Here is a 15,595-nt window from a genome sequence, read left to right on the forward strand (position 1 = left end):
CGCTCAGGCCGATTGTTCGGCCCTGCCAAGCAGATAGGATTTCTCGCGTTCGTTGCGCGTCAGTTCCGCGGCGCGGCGGAATTCGAGCATGGCCTCGGTATGCCGGCCAAGCTTACCCAGCAGATCGCCGCGCACGCCGTAGAGCAGGTGATAGTTGCGTAGTGTCGGATCGTCCTTGATGGCGTCTATCAGCACCAGTGCCGCGGCCGGCCCATCGGCCATGGATACGGCTACGGCGCGGTTGAGCTCGATCACCGGCGAGGGTGTGACCTGGGACAGCGTGCCATAGAGGGCCGCGATCCGCGCCCAATCGGTATCGGCAGCCTTGCGCGCCCGGGCGTGGCAGGCAGCGATGGCGGCCTGCAAGGCGTAGGGTGCGTTCTCACCGCCCAGCGCGATGGCGCGGTCGAGTGCCGCCAGGCCGCGGCGGATCAGCAACTGGTCCCAGCGCGAGCGATCCTGGTCGAGCAGCAATACCGGCTGGCCGTTCCTGTCGGTGCGGGCGGCGGTGCGCGAAGCCTGGATCTCCATGAGCGCGACGAGGGCGTGGACTTCGGAATCGTCGGGTGACAAGCGGGCCAGGATGCGGCCGAGGCGCATGGCCTCGTCGCAAAGCTGGGGCCGGATCAGGTCGTCGCCCGAGGTCGCCGAATAGCCTTCGTTGAAGATGAGGTAGAGCACGCCCAGGACCGAGCCCAAACGCTCCTCGCGTTCGGGACCGCGCGGCACTTCGAAGGGTATCCCGGCATCCGCAATGGCCTTCTTGGCCCGCACGATACGCTGGCCAATCGTCGGCTCCGCCGCCAGGAAGGCGCGGGCAATTTCCTCCGTCGTGAGGCCCCCCAGCAGGCGCAGGGTGAGCGCGACCCTTGATTCCGCTGGCAAAATCGGGTGGCAGGAGGTGAAGATCAGGCGCAGCAGATCGTCGCCGACATCGTCATCCAGGCTCTCGATGATCTCGGCTTCATGGTCGGGCGCATCGTCCTCGATGCTGCGGCCGACTTCCTCGAGCTTGGTGGCGGCCATTTTGCGATGGCGAAAATAGTCGATGGCGCGGCGCTTGGCCGTCTGCATCAGCCAGGCGCCGGGATTGGTGGGAACCCCGGTTTCCGGCCATTTCTTCAGCGCGATGATCAGCGCGTCCTGTGCGAGTTCCTCGGCCAGCGAGATATCGCGCACCATGCGCGTCAGCCCCGCGATGAGGCGGGGCTGCTCGATTTTCCAGACGCTGTTGATGGTGCGATGGGTTTCGGATTGGGTCGTCATAACGGCGAATGAAACCAGCATCGGCCCAAGCCTGCAAGGCATTGCCTGCAGCAAGTGGCAAGCATGCTGCAGGCGGTTGCTGGTCTAGTCGAACATGCCCTTTGGCGTTTCGCCCTGGAGGAAGGGTTCGATGAAGCCAAGGAGCAGGTCGGCCTGGCCGATGACAGCGGTATGGGAGGTCGCGGGCAGGATGGCCAGGCGCGACGGGGCAAGCGGCTTGCCCATATCGCCGGGGGCGCCGCCGCCCACCAGGTGGAACAGGCTGACAATGTGATCCAGGGTGATCATGTCGGCGTCGCCGGCAATGATCAGCATCGGCGTCTTGAGCTTGCGGACATCCTCCTCCCAGGCCATCGGCTCGTGCTCGAGGGCGATCATGCGTTCGACGAATGGGCGGAAGCCGTCGGGATTGGGCGCGAACTGCTTCCACGCGTCCTCCATGGGCGTGCCCACGAACATGTCCGGGCTCATGGTCGGGATCATGGCGAGGAATTCGGGCTGCGAGCCGGACATGTCGTAGCCGACCGAAGCGGCGACAAGCTGGTCGACCTTTTCAGGATGGTCGATCGCCAGCTTCAGCCCCGCCGCAGCACCCATGGAATAGCCGAACACGTCCGCCTTCTCGATGCCGACGGCATCCATGAATCCAGCGACGTCATCGGCCAGGTTAGGATAGGTGATCGGCCGGTCGATGTCCTCGGTGCGGCCATGGCCCTGGAACTCGATGGCATAGACCTTATGCGTCTCGGCCAGCCTGGGAATGATTTCGCCCATGGTGGGGATGTTCATGTAGGCGCCGTGCAGGACAACCAGCGGATCCCCCTCACCGCTGACCTCGTAATACATCTGCATGCCGTTGACCTCGATGGTCTGACCGGCGGGTTCGGATTGGGCAAAGGCGGCTGACGTCAGCAGCATGGCGGCCAGGGTGATGGCAGAACGGATCATGGTTTGTTTCCTCTGTTGCTCGCGGCCTCCGACCGCGCTTCTGCCAGGACGACGAGTGGTCGGACGCGCTTTCGACAGGTCGGCAAAAATAGTTGCGCGGGAAAGGGGCGGTCAGACTGCGTTCATTTGGGCATGGCTATAGCGGCGCCCACCAATCGAAGGACAAAACCAAATGCGTCACACCGCCATCATCTGCCTGCTGCTCGCAGGCGCCGCCCTGCCTGCCCTTGCCGAGGAGTCACCGATCGCCAATACCTGGATCGACCAGGTCGCCCGTACCGGCGCAGCGGCCCCCGAGCCATGGGGCAATGTCAAGCAGGTCTACACCATCACCATCGGCGCGGAATCGGTGGTGCTGGAGGAGACTGCCATTGCCGACCTGGCGGCCAAGCTGGGTGCCGAGGCGCACAATTGGGGCGAGGCCGGCGAAGCCGTGACCTGGGCCTGCCTCAGCCGCAATGCGGAAACGCTGTGGCTCTATTCCGATGGCGAAATGGGGGACGGCAAGGTGACCGGCGTCGGTATCGACGTGCGCGATGCCGCCCCGGCCTCGGCCCGGTGTGGCACCTGGCCGGCCGACATGAATGCCGATCTCGGCCTGATGGGCATCGGCATGCCAGCTGATGTCATCGTGGGCAACTACCTCACCGGCCAGCCTGACGAATACGGCTGGTTCGGCAGCATCAACCTCACGCCAGCCGCCACCGCGCCGTTCGAGATCTGGCAGGAGCTGACGTTCCGGGCCAATGACGAAGGCATCGTCAACGCTGTTGCCGTGATGCAGATGACGGGCGACTGAGAGTCCAGGTTGTTTTGGGCAAGCAAAAGCCCCGTGCGAGGGATCGCACGGGGCTTTTTGATCGACGCCCGGAGCCTGGGAGGGATCAGGCGACGTTTTCGCTGTAGCCTTCATCGGCATCGGGCTCGCGCAGCACATAGCCGCGACCCCAGACGGTCTCGATGTAATTCTTGCCACCAGTGGCCACGCTGAGCTTCTTGCGGAGCTTGCAGATGAACACGTCGATGATCTTGAGTTCGGGCTCGTCCATGCCACCATAGAGGTGGTTGAGGAACATTTCCTTGGTGAGCGTGGTCCCCTTGCGGAGGGAGAGCAGCTCGAGCATCTGGTATTCCTTGCCGGTGAGGTGCACCCGCTGGGTCTGCACTTCCACCGTCTTGGTATCGAGGTTGACCGTGAGGTCGCCCGTCTGGATGACCGACTGGGCGTGGCCCTTGGAGCGGCGGACGATGGCGTGGATGCGGGCCACGAGTTCGTCCTTGTGGAAGGGCTTGGTCATGTAGTCGTCGGCACCGAAGCCGAGACCGCGAACCTTGTCCTCGATGCCTGCCAGACCCGAAAGGATCAGGATCGGCGTCTGCACCTTGGCGACGCGCAGGGTGCGGAGCACCTCGTAGCCGCTCATATCGGGCAGGTTCAGGTCGAGAAGAATGATGTCGTAGTCGTAAAGCTTACCAAGATCGACGCCTTCTTCACCGAGGTCGGTGGTATAGACGTTGAAACTTTCGGACTTCAGCATCAGTTCGATGCTCTGCGCTGTCGCGCTGTCGTCCTCAATAAGGAGTACCCGCATTATATTCCCCTTGTCATTCGTTCCTGCTGGAACCATGGGACCTCGACTGCCCCACGCCAACCCTACTGGATATGACTGAACCCTAAGCCCAAATAGTTAACAAAGTTTAATTCGGTTCGGCAATACGCAAACGACGTTAGTACAAATTATGTCTAAGTCTTTGAAAGTTAAGGGTTAATCTTATCGAATTTTCTTAAGAAAATGGTTTAAGAAGAGGTTGCAACCGACTCTTTCGACTCAAGCAATTGTGGCTATGTCAGGGGGTTGGCGGGCGGTCGGTGCAAAGCAGCGGACAGACGGGCCCAAACCCTCAAATAGCGCCTTTTGCTTAACGATCGGTTACTGTGTGATTCGTCATTCGAGACGATTCGAGCGACCGGGAAACCATAGATTTCCGGACCCGATGAACGGATACTGAGCGCGACATGAAAGCCCTTATCTCAGCCATCGATGCGATCGACGATGTCGAGGTATTCGGACGGGTCAAATCCGTGCAGGGCCTCTTGGTGGAAATCGTCGGGCCGGTGCGCGAATTGCGCGTCGGGGGCCGGGTGCAGATCGAGACCGTCAATGGCGAGCGCCTGGCGGCCGAGATTATCGGCTTCAAGGATGGTCATGCGCTCTGCCTGCCGTTCGGGCAGCTGTCAGGCGTGCGGCTAGGATGCAAGGCGGTGTTCCAGCGCCACGACGGCGCGGCGTTCCCGAGCCAGGGCTGGCTGGGCCGGGTGATCAATGCCGATGGCGAGCCGATCGACGGCAAGGGACCGCTGCCGCGCGGCGCCACGCCCTATCCGTTGCGGCAAAATCCGCTCTTGGCACATGACCGGGTGCGGGTGGGCGATCCGCTGGAACTGGGTGTCCGCTGTCTCAACACCTTCACCACGCTGTGCGAAGGCCAGCGCATGGGCATTTTCGCCGGCTCGGGCGTCGGCAAGTCGGTGCTGATGTCAATGCTGGCGCGCAATGCCAATGTGGATGTCGCCATTATCGGGCTGATCGGCGAGCGCGGCCGCGAGGTGCATGAATTCATCCAGGAATATCTGGGCGAGGAAGGCCTGGCGCATGCCGTTGTGGTCGTCGCCACGTCCGACGAAGCGGCGCTGATGCGCCGGCAGGCGGCCTATATGAGCCTGGCGCTCAGCGAATATTTTCGCGACCAGGGCCAGCGCGTGCTGTGCATGATGGACAGCCTCACCCGCTTTGCCATGGCGCAGCGCGAGATTGGCCTCGCCATCGGGGAGCCGCCCACGGCCAAGGGTTATCCCCCGACTGTGTTCACCGAATTGCCACGATTGCTGGAACGCGCAGGTCCGGGCACACCCACGACGGGTTCTGTTACCGGACTGTTTACCGTTTTAGTTGAAGGTGATGATCACAATGAGCCCATTGCGGACGCCGTGCGCGGCATTCTCGATGGGCACATCGTGATGGAGCGCGGGATTGCCGAGCGGGGACGCTACCCGGCGGTCAACGTGCTCCGGTCCATCTCGCGTACCATGCCAGGATGCGTGCCGCTCGACGTGCGGCCCGTCCTGCAGAAGGCGCGAGAACTCATGTCCATCTTTTCGGACATGGAGGAACTGATCCGGCTGGGGGCTTACCGGAAAGGGTCAGATCCGAAAGTGGACCGCGCGATCGCCATCAATCCCGCGCTCGAGGCGTTTCTCGGGCAGACGCGGGAGGAGACGACGACAATCGCCGAGGGCTACAAGATGCTCGAAGCGATCGTGGCCGAAGCGGGCGCGGGGGACTGACGGGATATGTGTTTTTGTCCCGGAACTGACTTGGTGTGTAAGGAGTACAGGTCTTGAAATCGCGCAGCGAGAGCCTCATCCGGCTCAAGAAATTCCAGGTGGACGAGAAGCGCCGTCAGGTTGCGCAGATCGAGATGATGATTGCCGATTTCGAGCGCATGGCGGCCGAACTCGACCAGCAGATCGAAATCGAGCACACCAAGACCGGCATTTCCGATGTCGCCCATTTCGCCTATTCGACCTTTGCCAAGGCCGCGCTGACTCGGCGCGACAACCTGCTCAATTCGGCCAACGACATGAAGGGCAAGCTCGAAGCGGCCCAGGATGCCCTGGCGGAAGCACTCGAGGACCTAAAGAAGGTCGAATTGCTCGACCAGCGCGAGCACCAGCGCGAAGCAGCCGAGCAACTCAAGATCGAGCAGGACCAGTTCGACGAAATCGGCCGCCTGCGCTTCTCGCGTCAGTAGGCTTCGACAGCCGAGAATCCGGAGGGCCCGCGACGAGCGGGCCCTTTGCATTTGTTGTGCTGCAGTTGAGGCAAGGCAGAATTAGCTGGCCCGTCGGATTAGCAGCCGCCAACGGCAGCGTCCGGCACCGCTAACCGGCGCCGCCGGATTTTCTAAGCTGGCGAAGCCGACCGTTCCCGTTCTCTTAGCGCCTCGGCGATGAAGCTAACGGCAGCGCGCTGCCGATGGTCGATATGCGTTGCATGTGCGGCTTCGGGAACTGAACGGAAGCTGTGGCTGACGCCCAGTTCGCGCATAAGCCTGTGCAGAGAGACAGCGCCGTCGTGCAACATGAACTCATCGTTTTCGCCGCAGTCGATGAAGAGCTGGGTCTTCGTCTTCTTCAGTGCCTCGGCCCCGGCTCGCAACAGGCAGGGAACGCTGTTCACCTCATAGCCGGCATTGGCCATTGCCTCGTTGAGGTCGTTCAGCACCGAACGTCGGTTCCGCTCGGGCACATCGGCCGCCCTTTCCTCGGAAAAGATCGTCGGGCAGAGAGCCGAGACGGCGCAGAAGGCGTCAGGTCTCCTTAGTGTTATTTTCAGGGCCCCGTAGCCCCCCATAGAGAAGCCCGTGGCCGCCCTAAGTCCGGATAGCGGATACTTTGTTGCAAGGTAGGCAGGTAGTTCCTCTGCCACCAGGGTTTCCCAGCTCGGCCCTCCGGGATGGTCGATATAGAAGCCGCTCAACGTGGGTGTCGACGCGCAGACAACAATCGACAAAGGCAGATCGCCCGCGGCCCAAGCGTCCTCATATGCGCCACGTGCCATCTCCAATGACTTGGCGGATGACATGGCGCCGTGCAGATGCATGACCAATGGTAAGGATCGATGCCCCGAAAATGCAGTCGGCGCAAGAACGGCGTACTCGACGTCGGATCGGGTGGCTGCGGAGTAAAAGGTGCGGAAATGCAAATCGGCGACGGAAGTCGGCATTTGAGAAGTCCCTGGTTTGTGCGTGAGTGCGGCAACTGCAAGGCCGGCGCTCGGTTGAGAGCGCTGCAACGACTGCGGCCTATGTGGTTGACGACTGTCCTTACCAGGGACCAGAGGTCTGGTTCGTCGATGCCTACGGGGCTTCGACACAGCTATATATCCGGCTTTTCCGGAAGTAAGCAATCCTCAACAGGACGACATCATGCCTGCTGCATGGCAGCGCTTAGCCGTGGTGGGACCAGCATCCAATGACCTCAATGAGGCCGGAGCAGCCTCGCGTTGTCTAAGACTCAGGGGCGCTGTGATTATTCCCGGTGTTGCCAGCGCGGCATTGCGTCGTCGAGCAGGGGTGACCATCGGGAACGATGGCAAGCCCTTGCCCCAACCCGCTAGATTTCCACTTTTCGGGCTGCGGTGAGCACGTCCCCGGTATTCGGCGTACCCTTCGGTTCGATAAGGAGGAGATGAGTTTCCTCGTCAGCAACGGGACAGTGCTCGACGCCAGCCGGGACAACAAAAAGCTCGCCGGGGCCAATATGCACCTCCCGGTCGCGGAGACGCATGGTGAGCCGACCTTTCAAAACGAGGAAGAAGTCATCGCTGTCAGGATGAGAGTGCCAGTTGAACTCGCCCAGTACCCTCACGACCATGATGTCGCTGTCATTGTAGCGCGAGACGATCTTTGGAGACCAAATCTCGTCAAAGGTTTCGAGCTTATCTGCGAGATTGACGGAATGAATGTGCATGGTTGGTCTCACCAGGGTCAGCGTTGAACGGCGGTTATGAAGGCCAGGCCAAGCAGCGCCGTAGCGGCCGAAGTGGCGACAGCCGGAACCCAGAACCAGAAGCGCAGGCACATCAAGACATAGACCAGGCCGACCGCGGCCGCTGCCAACGGATAGACCGACGCCCCTCCGGCTGAAGGGTCGACGCGGATCGCCACAGCGACAACCCCAGCGCCAAAAACCACGAGCCCCAGGCTGTGGCTGAGGTTGAACCCCATCCAGGCGTCCCAAAGACGCAAATCCGGATGAAGCCGAAGTGGCGTTGTTTCCATCAAGGAGCGCAGCCGATCATTTTCCGGCGTGAGCAAGCGCGGCGTGAACATATCCACGACGGTAAGACCGGCGTGGAGCAGCCCGAGCAGCAGGAACAGCAGGCCACCGCTCGTCATCAGCGTCTTGCTCAAATCAAACCTCGACATATGCGCTTGCAAAAGTGAACGACCGTGCATTTAATAGGTGCACGATCGTTCGCTTTGTCAAGGAGGCGTTTTGAAGAAGGTCGATCAAACCCGGGCCACCATTCTTGACGAGTCGCTGAGCCAAGGCGCCATCCGCGGTTTCCAAGCGGTGAGCCTTGCCGATCTCGCACGCTCAACAGGGCTCTCCAAGAGTGCGGTGTTCAAGCATTTCGGATCGAAGGAAGGGTTGGAACTGGCGACCATTCAAACCCTCTGCGACCGCTTTTATGCGCAGGTTTGGCTGCCCGCATCGCGTGAGGCGAGCGGAGAGCGTCGGTTGAAGGCCATCTTTTCCGGCTGGCTGGATTGGGTGGAAGCGGGATGCGGTATCATTCAGGCGCAGATCGAGTTCGACGATCAGCCCGGCGAAGTCCAAAAGCATCTGCGGGCCCAACAGAAGCTGTGGGCCCGGCAGTTGAGCCTGGAGTTCAAGGCCGCAGGCTCGCCGGACGCCAAGCTGAATGCCTTTGAGCTGCGCGGCATAGTCCTGGCTTTCAATCAGGCGCATCGGCTCATGCGTGAGCGTTCCGCACGCTCCATGGCCAACGCAGCCTACACCAACCTCATGCAAAGGGTGCGGCTGACGGCGATCGACACGGGGAGAGCTGACACATGAACGTCCCAACTCTAGAGACCGCCAGGTTGATCCTGAACGCCCACACCGCGGAGGACGTTCTTCGCAATTTTGCGATCTGGAGCAATCCTCAGGTGGTCAAGCATATCTCCGGAACGCCTTCGACGCTGCAGCAATGCTGGTGGCGCGTGCTCCGGTACGCAGGGCATTGGTCACTGAATAACTATGGCTATTGGGCCGTGCGCGAAAAGGCGTCGGGCGAATATATCGGGGACGTTGGTTTCCAGGATAACTTGAGAGCAATAGGCCCGGTGTTTGATGTCTACCCAGAGGCCGGATGGGTCTTTGATCCCCGCTTTCATGGCTTAGGCTATGCTACCGAAGCCATGACGGCAGTCCTTGGGTGGAGCGAGAGCGTCATGAAGTCCCGGTTGACCGCCTGTTTGATCGCGCCGCAAAACCAGGCTTCTTTGAAGTTGTCGAAAAAACTGGGCTATCGAGTCATCGGTGAAGCGCCGGTTCAAGATGTGCCGACGCTGATCCTGCTGCGGGGATGAGCCGTGATTTCCTTGGCTCGAATATGGGTGGGAAGCAGCCTGAGGTGTTCGGAGGTGCTTGCGCCCCGGTGGTCCGGGGCGCATCGTCAGGCGGCGACGTTGCCCGTGTGCGGGCCGTTGGCCAGCATGATGGCCTCGACCATCTCGTCGAGCTTGTCGAGGGCCAGCCGGATGTCATCGACAGCGGCGGTTACGCCCGCCGGAGAACGTCGGAGGGCGGGCGCGTTGGGCAGCGCATTGGCGTCCGAGAGCCAGCGCGCGAGGAGGGCCCGCTTGCGGGCAATCGTCAGCAGCGGGTCGGCAACGATTTCGCGCGGATGGTAGAAGCCCACGAAGTCAGCGCGCGTGATTTCGGCGACGTCGAACGGGTTGGTAATGAGATCGAGGTCAGTCCTCATAGCTACATCCTCAATTGAGCAACATAGATACAGGGAGAAGCTTCAGCCCTCACCCGGCTGCGGCCGGGCAAAGTCGATCTGGTTTCGGGCCGCATCGATTTCAAGGGGTTATCGGGGTGTGCGGAGCGAAGTTCCGGCGTAATCTCGATGTCGAACGCGGCTCCTCGCATCCAGGCGGAAACCAAGATGCCTACCATCATTCGGGATGCCCGTGCGGCGGACATTCCCGCGATATTCGACGTTCGCACGAGCGTCCGGGAGAACCACATCTCGGTCGAGCAGATGGCCACCATGGGCATCACCCCGGAAACGATCGGGCAAGCCTTGCGGGACGAGCCATGTATCTGGGTTGCCGAGCAGGACGGCCAGATTGTCGGCTTTTCCATGGGTGATGCGGCGGATGGATGCCTGTTCGCGCTGTTCGTCCGCCCCGAATGGGAGGGGAACGGCATAGGGCGCCTGCTGATGGATCGGGCGGAAGCCTTCCTGTTTTTGCACCACCAGACCATCTGGCTTCAGACCGATGCCACCACACGTGCCGCCGGCTTTTATGAACGGCTTGGCTGGCAACGGCGCTACGTGATGGAGGGCGGCGACACGCGGTTCGAGAAACCGCGCGGTGCCGGGTCGGCGGCTCAGGGGGCCGCGTAACTGCCTGACAGGATGTCTTCGAGCAGCGAAGGCCCCGTGGGTACCCAGTCGACCATCCGGCGCGTCAGTTCGCTGGATCCGGTGAGGCTGGTGGAGAAGAAACTTCCCACGATGCCGAAGTGCGCATCGGCCTTCTCCAGGGGAACCGACGCCACCGGCAATCCCAGTGACTGTCCCAAGGCGTCGGCAATCGCGCGGGTGGGTATAGCCTGTTCGGCAACGGCATGCAGGCGGATGCCAGGGGCTGCTCGTTCAAGACCGAGCCGGATCAATCTGGCGGCATCGGATCGATGAACTGCAGACCAGACTGACGAGCCATCGCCGACATAGGCCGAGACGCCAGTCCGCCGGGCGGCATGCACCAGAAAAGTGATGAAGCCCCAATCACCTTCGCCGTGCACCGTGGGAGGAAAGCGAATGATGTTCGTGCGCACCCCTCGATGGAGGTATTCCAGCGCCAGGTTCTCTGACCCGCCGCGATCCGATCGGGGGCCGTGGGCCGGCGAGGCATCCGTTTCAAGCACCGGCCGTCCTTCGACCAGGCCTGACATGGCATTGGTCACCATGAAAGGTTTGCCGGTATTGGCCAATGCTTCAGCCATTGCCTGCACGGCAGCCCGCTCGGCCCGATCCGATTCGGTCGGATTGCCCCAGTCATGCTTGTTTGCCAGATGCAGCACGGCATCGGCTTCGCGGGCGCCCTTCTGAAGCGAAGCAAGATCATCCAGATCGCCGCGCATGACCTCGCCGCCGTTTTCCGCGATCGAGGCCGCAGCCTTGTCGGAACGCGCAAGCCCGACAGGCTTGTGGCCGTTGGCCCGCAGTTCCCTTACCACGCCGGACCCGATCCAGCCGGACGCCCCCGTTATGAAAACTCTCACTTCTTCTCTCCAACACATATTTCGCTACACGGTGTCTCGTAATACACTAACGAGACATCGTGTCCAGAAAAACTTGTGCTAAGCATGATGGTGCGTTCGGTGAGGATTTGAGTGGATGGACAAGAAGCAGCCAAACCCGGTGGGCCGCCCGCGAAGCGAGGAGGCCCGTGACGCCGTGCTGAACGCGGTCGACGACCTGCTTGTCGAGATCGGCTATGCCGCCATGACGATGAAGAACATCGCCGAAAGGGCGGGAGTATCCCGGCAAACGGTCTACCGCTGGTGGTCCACCAAAGGGCAAATACTCTTCGAGGCCTGTGCGATCGACGCGAAAGACGAATTGACCATATCGCCCAGCGGAGACCTCCGTACCGACGTCTCCAACTACCTCGAGGCTCTTGTCGTCTTCCTCACCGCCTCTCCGGCGGGCCTGGCCTATCGGGCGCTGATCGGAGAGGCGCAGCACAGCGCGGAAATCGCCGATCTGCTCAAGACCGCAGACTTGCTCGGCGATAGCGCCAGGGCTGTCGTGGCGGGACACAAGGTAGGATCATCCCGCGATCAGGCGGCCGATCTGGCCATCACGCGCCTGGTTGCTCCGGTCTTCTATTGGATATTAAGCGGAAGGGATCCAGCAGCGCTGTCCACCAAACGGCTGGCCAGAGAGTTCCTGGCGGCGTTGAGCTAGTGGGACCCGACCAGGGCGGTCTAGGGCGTGATTACCATGCGCTGGCTGTTTCGTTCGTTCGCATAGGTGGCCGGGTCATAGGCCGGCTGGGTTTCGAGCTGCTCGCGCGTGGTGTTGAGGAACAGGTAGCGATTACCGAAGGTGTCCGCCGAAAAGGCCAGGTTGTCGAAGCCTACGGCAACCGGCTTGGCGCCCAAGCCCAGGAAGCCGCCGACATCGACTATGATGGCGTCGAAGCTGCCGTCGGGATTGGTGACGATGTCGCCGATCGTGCCGATCTGTTCATCATTGATGCCATAGACGCCGATGCCCCGCAGATCGTCGGCGGAGAGGCCAGTTTCGTCAAAGTCGGAAAAGCCGGTGCGATCGACGGGCGTTGTGATGGCCGGGCGTTCGGCCTGGTCGGTGGTGAGGGCCGGATCGATATCGGTGGCATTGGGATCGCCATCGACCAGCTGCTCTTCCTCTTCTTGCGGCGTCAACGGCGCCTCTCCGGTTAAGGCCTCGCTATCGGCCCAGGCGAAGGGCGGCGCTGCGGCGAGCGCCTCTGCGGTGGTCGCCAGAACCCAGCGGCGCGACCCGTCCTGGCGCTCGGCCCATTCGAGCTGTGCAAAATCGACAGCAACGTCCTTTTCGCCCACGCCCAGGAAGCCCCCGACGCTAAGCACGACGGCCGAAATGCCGACTCCCGAGGTGACCACCATGTCGGTGATGGTGCCGACTTCCTCGGCAGAATCCTCGATCGAGGAAAAGACGGTTTCGCCCAGAAGGCGCGTGACCAGCACATCCTGGCCACTCGCGGCATAGCCCTGAGACAGGACGGTCGGAGGAGTAAGCCCGCTCTGCTCGAGTTGGGTGCTGGTGGGCGCGGCGGCCTGGCCGAATGCGGGTGCAAGCAACAGCGCGGTGGCGCCGGCGGCGATGAGCGAGCGGAACATTCTGGGTCTCCTGTGACGCAAATGGGCCGGCCCGAGGGCCGGCCCATCAAAGGGGTAATCCGCGAGGGATTAGTTGGTTGCCGGAGCGGCCGGTTCGGCAGGGGCTGCGGCCGGATCAGCCGGAGCGGCTGGCGCTGCCGGATCGGCCGGGGCCATTGCGTCAGCCGGAGCCGCCGCGTCATCGCCGTCGACCGGTTCGTCTTCTTCCCACACGAAGTCGGGGGCAGCGGTCAGCGCGTCAGCAGTGGTCGGCAGCACCCAACGTTCGGTGTTGTCGGCAGCCAGGGTGAATTCGAGCGACTGGAAGTCCACGGCAACGGCCTTTTCGCCGATGCCCAGGAAGCCGCCAACGCCGATCACCACGGCCTTGATCTGGCCGCTCTCGTCGAAGACGAGATCATCAATATTGCCGATTTCCTCGGCATCATCGCCGGCGCTGGAATAGACCGGCTGACCAATCAGGCGGCTGCCGAGGTTGTCAGTGTCAGCAGCGACATAGCCGGCCGACATGTCCCAGGGTTCGTTGACGTCGGTTTCTTCCATCGCGCCCGATTCAACCGGAGTGGCGGTGGCAGCCGCATCGGTTGCCGGAGCGGCTGCAGGATCAGCCGGGGCCTCGGTGGTCGCGGGAGCGGCCGGATCGGCAGCCGGTGCAGCGTCCTGGGCAATGGCGCCGGTAGCGAGCAGCGCAGCGAGGGCCGTGGTGGCCAGAAGGGTGCGGATCATAGTAGGCTCCGTAGGTTCATCGTTGAGGTGAACGGGCCGTGCGGTGCAAAACTTGCCGGTGGAGCGCCGCACGGCCCATGATGTCTCGACAACGTCGCGAGCGCGCCAGACGTTCCGCGACCTGTTTGTCACAGCCGGTGATCGCTATCCTGCTTGAAATGAAAAGGCCGCCCTACCGAGGCCGGCACCCGAAAATCCGCACAATTGTGGACATTGAAAAGGCCGGCTCTCGAAATCGAGGCCGGCCCTTTCCGCCTCCCTGGCGGTTTTTGTTCTGGGCGCCGCGCGCTGCGCAGGCCTCCCGACATCGCCGACAATAGCGCAGAAGGCGGGGCGGGGAAGGGGCTGTCGCCAAAGAGGCTTAAGAGTGGGCTAATTGGTTACCGGGCAGATCATAGTCGCGCATGGCGCGATGCGGCATGCCGCCGTCGAGAAATTCCGGGCCAAAGGCGGAAAATCCAAGTCGCTCGTAGAAGCCAAGCTTGTCCGATTGTGCGGTGAGGTAGAAGCGATCGCGGCCGCTGGCGCGGGCGTGAGCCATCGCGGTCGTTATCAGCTGCCTCGCGATACCCCGGCCGCGGAAAGCCATGCGCACCGCCACGCGCCCGATCTTGACGTGTTCGGGCTTGTCGATGAGCCGTAGCGTGCCGACCACTTCGCCAGCCATAACCGCAACGAAGTGGGTTGCGGTCAGATCATCGGCATCATGTTCCTCCTCCTCGGGAACCTTCTGTTCCCAGACGAAGACCTCCCGCCGCAAGGCGAAGGCGGCATTGCAGAGTGTGGAGAAGGGCGGAACGATGAGGATGGTGGTCATCCGAACAGGGTACCGCAGGAAGCCCGTGCTGCGAAGCCGGCGCTAGCCTGGACGTCGGTGTACCAGCGCATGCACGAAGCCCAGCTTTTCGATCACCTGGGGGGTCAGGATGAACGGATAGGCGTCGGGGTGGCCCATGGCGCGATTGAGGTTGTTGAGCATGGAGGCCAGCGGCACCCAATTGTCTATGATGGTGTGTACATCGCCCTCGACATAAGGATCGAAATCGACGCGGACGGCCAGGTTGACGTCCTCCGTTCGCGGGCGGGCGCGAACGCCGAAGGCGGCGGCCATCTCCACCGTGTCGGTGATGTGGAGGTAGTGCGCGAAGGTCTCGGCGAAATCCTCCCATGGATGGGCGGTGGCATAGGCGCTGATATGGGTCTGCGGCCAGCCTGGCGGGGCGCCATTGGCGTAATGGGACTGGAGGGCCGCGTTGTAGTCAGCGCGCTCGTCGCCAAACAAGGCGCGGAAGCGATCCTGGGCGGGCTGCCGATCGACCAGCAGATCCCAGTAGTGGTGGCCGATTTCGTGGCGAAAATGGCCCAGCAGTGTGCGGTATGGCTCGCCCATGCTGGTTCGCCGTGCCTCGCGTTCGGCGTCGTCGGCTTCGGCCAGGGCAATGGTTATGATGCCATTTTCATGGCCAGTCAGCACGGGGCCGGGGGCGACCGGGAGATCGGCCAAGAAGCGGAAGGACAGCCCGTGGACCGGGTTCTCGTTCCGCGTCTCGAGCGGCAGCTCCAGCCGCAGCAGCGAATAGATCAGCCGCTTCTTGGCGCGCTCGATCACTTGCCAGCGCATCAGGTTGCGCGGGTCGGTGATATCGGGGATGGTTTCATTGTGACGGCAGGCAGCGCAGTAGATGTCGCCACCCGGTTCGGCGCGGATCAGCCAGTTGCACGCGCCATGGCGGGCGTTTTCGCAGAACACATAGGCGTTCCCAAGAAAAGCGGGCGTCGACCACTGGCCTCCGTCCTCGACCAGCGACACCAGCGCATTGTGCTCGGGCAGGTACCCGAGCTGGTGGCCGCAGCGCTCGCAAAGCGCATTCTCGAAATAGATGGTGTTGCCGCAATGGTCGCAGACAAAGAGTTTCATTGATGGCCCCGGTTGACGCG

Annotated in this window: 19 protein-coding genes; 7 read left to right on the forward strand and 12 right to left on the reverse strand. The window is 62.1% G+C overall.

Annotated elements, in window-relative coordinates; all coding sequences use genetic code 11:
• Window positions 1-3: 3 nt before the first annotated feature.
• Both JI749_RS06245 and JI749_RS06250 read right to left on the reverse strand, forming a co-directional pair.
• Window positions 4-1,287, reverse strand: a complete 1,284-nt coding sequence (locus JI749_RS06245; RefSeq protein ID WP_233280886.1) for an RNA polymerase sigma factor — start codon at window positions 1,285-1,287, stop codon at window positions 4-6.
• A gap of 63 nt (window positions 1,288-1,350) precedes the next feature.
• Window positions 1,351-2,214, reverse strand: a complete 864-nt coding sequence (locus JI749_RS06250) for an alpha/beta fold hydrolase (RefSeq protein WP_201660900.1) — start codon at window positions 2,212-2,214, stop codon at window positions 1,351-1,353.
• A gap of 172 nt (window positions 2,215-2,386) precedes the next feature.
• Between JI749_RS06250 and JI749_RS06255 the strand changes: the two genes are divergently transcribed.
• Complete coding sequence (locus JI749_RS06255) at window positions 2,387-3,013, forward strand: hypothetical protein (RefSeq protein ID WP_201660903.1); 627 nt, start codon at window positions 2,387-2,389, stop codon at window positions 3,011-3,013.
• Window positions 3,014-3,098: 85 nt separating this feature from the next.
• On the opposite strand, the gene ctrA is transcribed toward JI749_RS06255, so the two are convergent.
• Window positions 3,099-3,806, reverse strand: coding sequence for a response regulator transcription factor CtrA (gene ctrA / locus JI749_RS06260; RefSeq protein ID WP_201660906.1), 708 nt, complete (start codon window positions 3,804-3,806; stop codon window positions 3,099-3,101).
• Between the two features lie 425 nt (window positions 3,807-4,231).
• On the opposite strand from ctrA, the gene fliI reads away from it, so the two are divergent.
• Window positions 4,232-5,560: a flagellar protein export ATPase FliI gene (fliI, locus tag JI749_RS06265; RefSeq protein WP_201660909.1), complete on the forward strand. Its 1,329-nt coding sequence runs from the start codon at window positions 4,232-4,234 to the stop codon at window positions 5,558-5,560.
• A gap of 53 nt (window positions 5,561-5,613) precedes the next feature.
• Window positions 5,614-6,027, forward strand: a complete 414-nt coding sequence (fliJ, locus tag JI749_RS06270) for a flagellar export protein FliJ (RefSeq protein ID WP_201660911.1) — start codon at window positions 5,614-5,616, stop codon at window positions 6,025-6,027.
• 152 nt (window positions 6,028-6,179) lie between these two features.
• Here the strand turns inward: fliJ and JI749_RS06275 are convergent, their stop codons facing one another.
• The 3 genes from JI749_RS06275 to JI749_RS06285 all read right to left on the reverse strand — a co-directional run bounded on the left by JI749_RS06275 (window position 6,180) and on the right by JI749_RS06285 (window position 8,190).
• Entirely contained in the window at window positions 6,180-7,001 is an 822-nt protein-coding gene (locus tag JI749_RS06275; RefSeq protein WP_201660914.1) for an alpha/beta hydrolase, read from the reverse strand.
• A gap of 389 nt (window positions 7,002-7,390) precedes the next feature.
• Window positions 7,391-7,747: a cupin domain-containing protein gene (locus JI749_RS06280; RefSeq protein WP_201660917.1), complete on the reverse strand. Its 357-nt coding sequence runs from the start codon at window positions 7,745-7,747 to the stop codon at window positions 7,391-7,393.
• Window positions 7,748-7,764: 17 nt separating this feature from the next.
• Complete coding sequence (locus JI749_RS06285) at window positions 7,765-8,190, reverse strand: LIC_13387 family protein (RefSeq protein ID WP_201660920.1); 426 nt, start codon at window positions 8,188-8,190, stop codon at window positions 7,765-7,767.
• Window positions 8,191-8,275: 85 nt separating this feature from the next.
• On the opposite strand from JI749_RS06285, the gene JI749_RS06290 reads away from it, so the two are divergent.
• Window positions 8,276-8,860, forward strand: a complete 585-nt coding sequence (locus JI749_RS06290) for a TetR/AcrR family transcriptional regulator (RefSeq protein ID WP_201660923.1) — start codon at window positions 8,276-8,278, stop codon at window positions 8,858-8,860.
• Window positions 8,857-9,375 carry a GNAT family N-acetyltransferase gene (locus JI749_RS06295; protein WP_201660926.1) on the forward strand — a complete coding sequence of 173 codons (519 nt, stop codon included), beginning with the start codon at window positions 8,857-8,859 and terminating at the stop codon, window positions 9,373-9,375. The genes JI749_RS06290 and JI749_RS06295 overlap by 4 nt, the downstream gene beginning before the upstream one ends.
• Before the next feature lie 86 nt (window positions 9,376-9,461).
• Here JI749_RS06295 and JI749_RS06300 read toward each other — a convergent pair whose 3' ends face one another.
• Window positions 9,462-9,773 (reverse strand): hypothetical protein, encoded by a 312-nt coding sequence (locus JI749_RS06300; protein ID WP_201660929.1) that lies wholly within the window; start codon window positions 9,771-9,773, stop codon window positions 9,462-9,464.
• Window positions 9,774-9,959: 186 nt separating this feature from the next.
• On the opposite strand from JI749_RS06300, the gene JI749_RS06305 reads away from it, so the two are divergent.
• Entirely contained in the window at window positions 9,960-10,424 is a 465-nt protein-coding gene (locus JI749_RS06305) for a GNAT family N-acetyltransferase (RefSeq protein ID WP_201660932.1), read from the forward strand.
• Here JI749_RS06305 and JI749_RS06310 read toward each other — a convergent pair.
• Window positions 10,409-11,305: an SDR family oxidoreductase gene (locus JI749_RS06310; protein WP_201660935.1), complete on the reverse strand. Its 897-nt coding sequence runs from the start codon at window positions 11,303-11,305 to the stop codon at window positions 10,409-10,411. The genes JI749_RS06305 and JI749_RS06310 overlap by 16 nt on opposite strands.
• Window positions 11,306-11,420: 115 nt before the next feature.
• Here JI749_RS06310 and JI749_RS06315 point away from each other — a divergent pair, with 115 nt between their 5' ends.
• Window positions 11,421-11,993: a TetR/AcrR family transcriptional regulator gene (locus tag JI749_RS06315; RefSeq protein WP_201660938.1), complete on the forward strand. Its 573-nt coding sequence runs from the start codon at window positions 11,421-11,423 to the stop codon at window positions 11,991-11,993.
• Between the two features lie 20 nt (window positions 11,994-12,013).
• Here the strand turns inward: JI749_RS06315 and JI749_RS06320 are convergent, their stop codons facing one another.
• The 4 genes from JI749_RS06320 to JI749_RS06335 all read right to left on the reverse strand — a co-directional run bounded on the left by JI749_RS06320 (window position 12,014) and on the right by JI749_RS06335 (window position 15,575).
• Window positions 12,014-12,931, reverse strand: a complete 918-nt coding sequence (locus JI749_RS06320) for a PRC-barrel domain-containing protein (RefSeq protein ID WP_201660941.1) — start codon at window positions 12,929-12,931, stop codon at window positions 12,014-12,016.
• 69 nt (window positions 12,932-13,000) lie between these two features.
• Complete coding sequence (locus tag JI749_RS06325; protein WP_201660945.1) at window positions 13,001-13,657, reverse strand: PRC-barrel domain-containing protein; 657 nt, start codon at window positions 13,655-13,657, stop codon at window positions 13,001-13,003.
• 361 nt (window positions 13,658-14,018) lie between these two features.
• Window positions 14,019-14,474: a GNAT family N-acetyltransferase gene (locus tag JI749_RS06330; RefSeq protein ID WP_201660948.1), complete on the reverse strand. Its 456-nt coding sequence runs from the start codon at window positions 14,472-14,474 to the stop codon at window positions 14,019-14,021.
• Window positions 14,475-14,516: 42 nt separating this feature from the next.
• On the reverse strand, window positions 14,517-15,575 hold the full coding sequence (locus JI749_RS06335; protein ID WP_201660952.1) for a zinc-binding metallopeptidase family protein: 1,059 nt from the start codon (window positions 15,573-15,575) through the stop codon (window positions 14,517-14,519).
• Window positions 15,576-15,595 lie beyond the last annotated feature (20 nt).

The organism is Devosia oryziradicis (assembly GCF_016698645.1).
Taxonomy (GTDB): domain Bacteria; phylum Pseudomonadota; class Alphaproteobacteria; order Rhizobiales; family Devosiaceae; genus Devosia; species Devosia oryziradicis.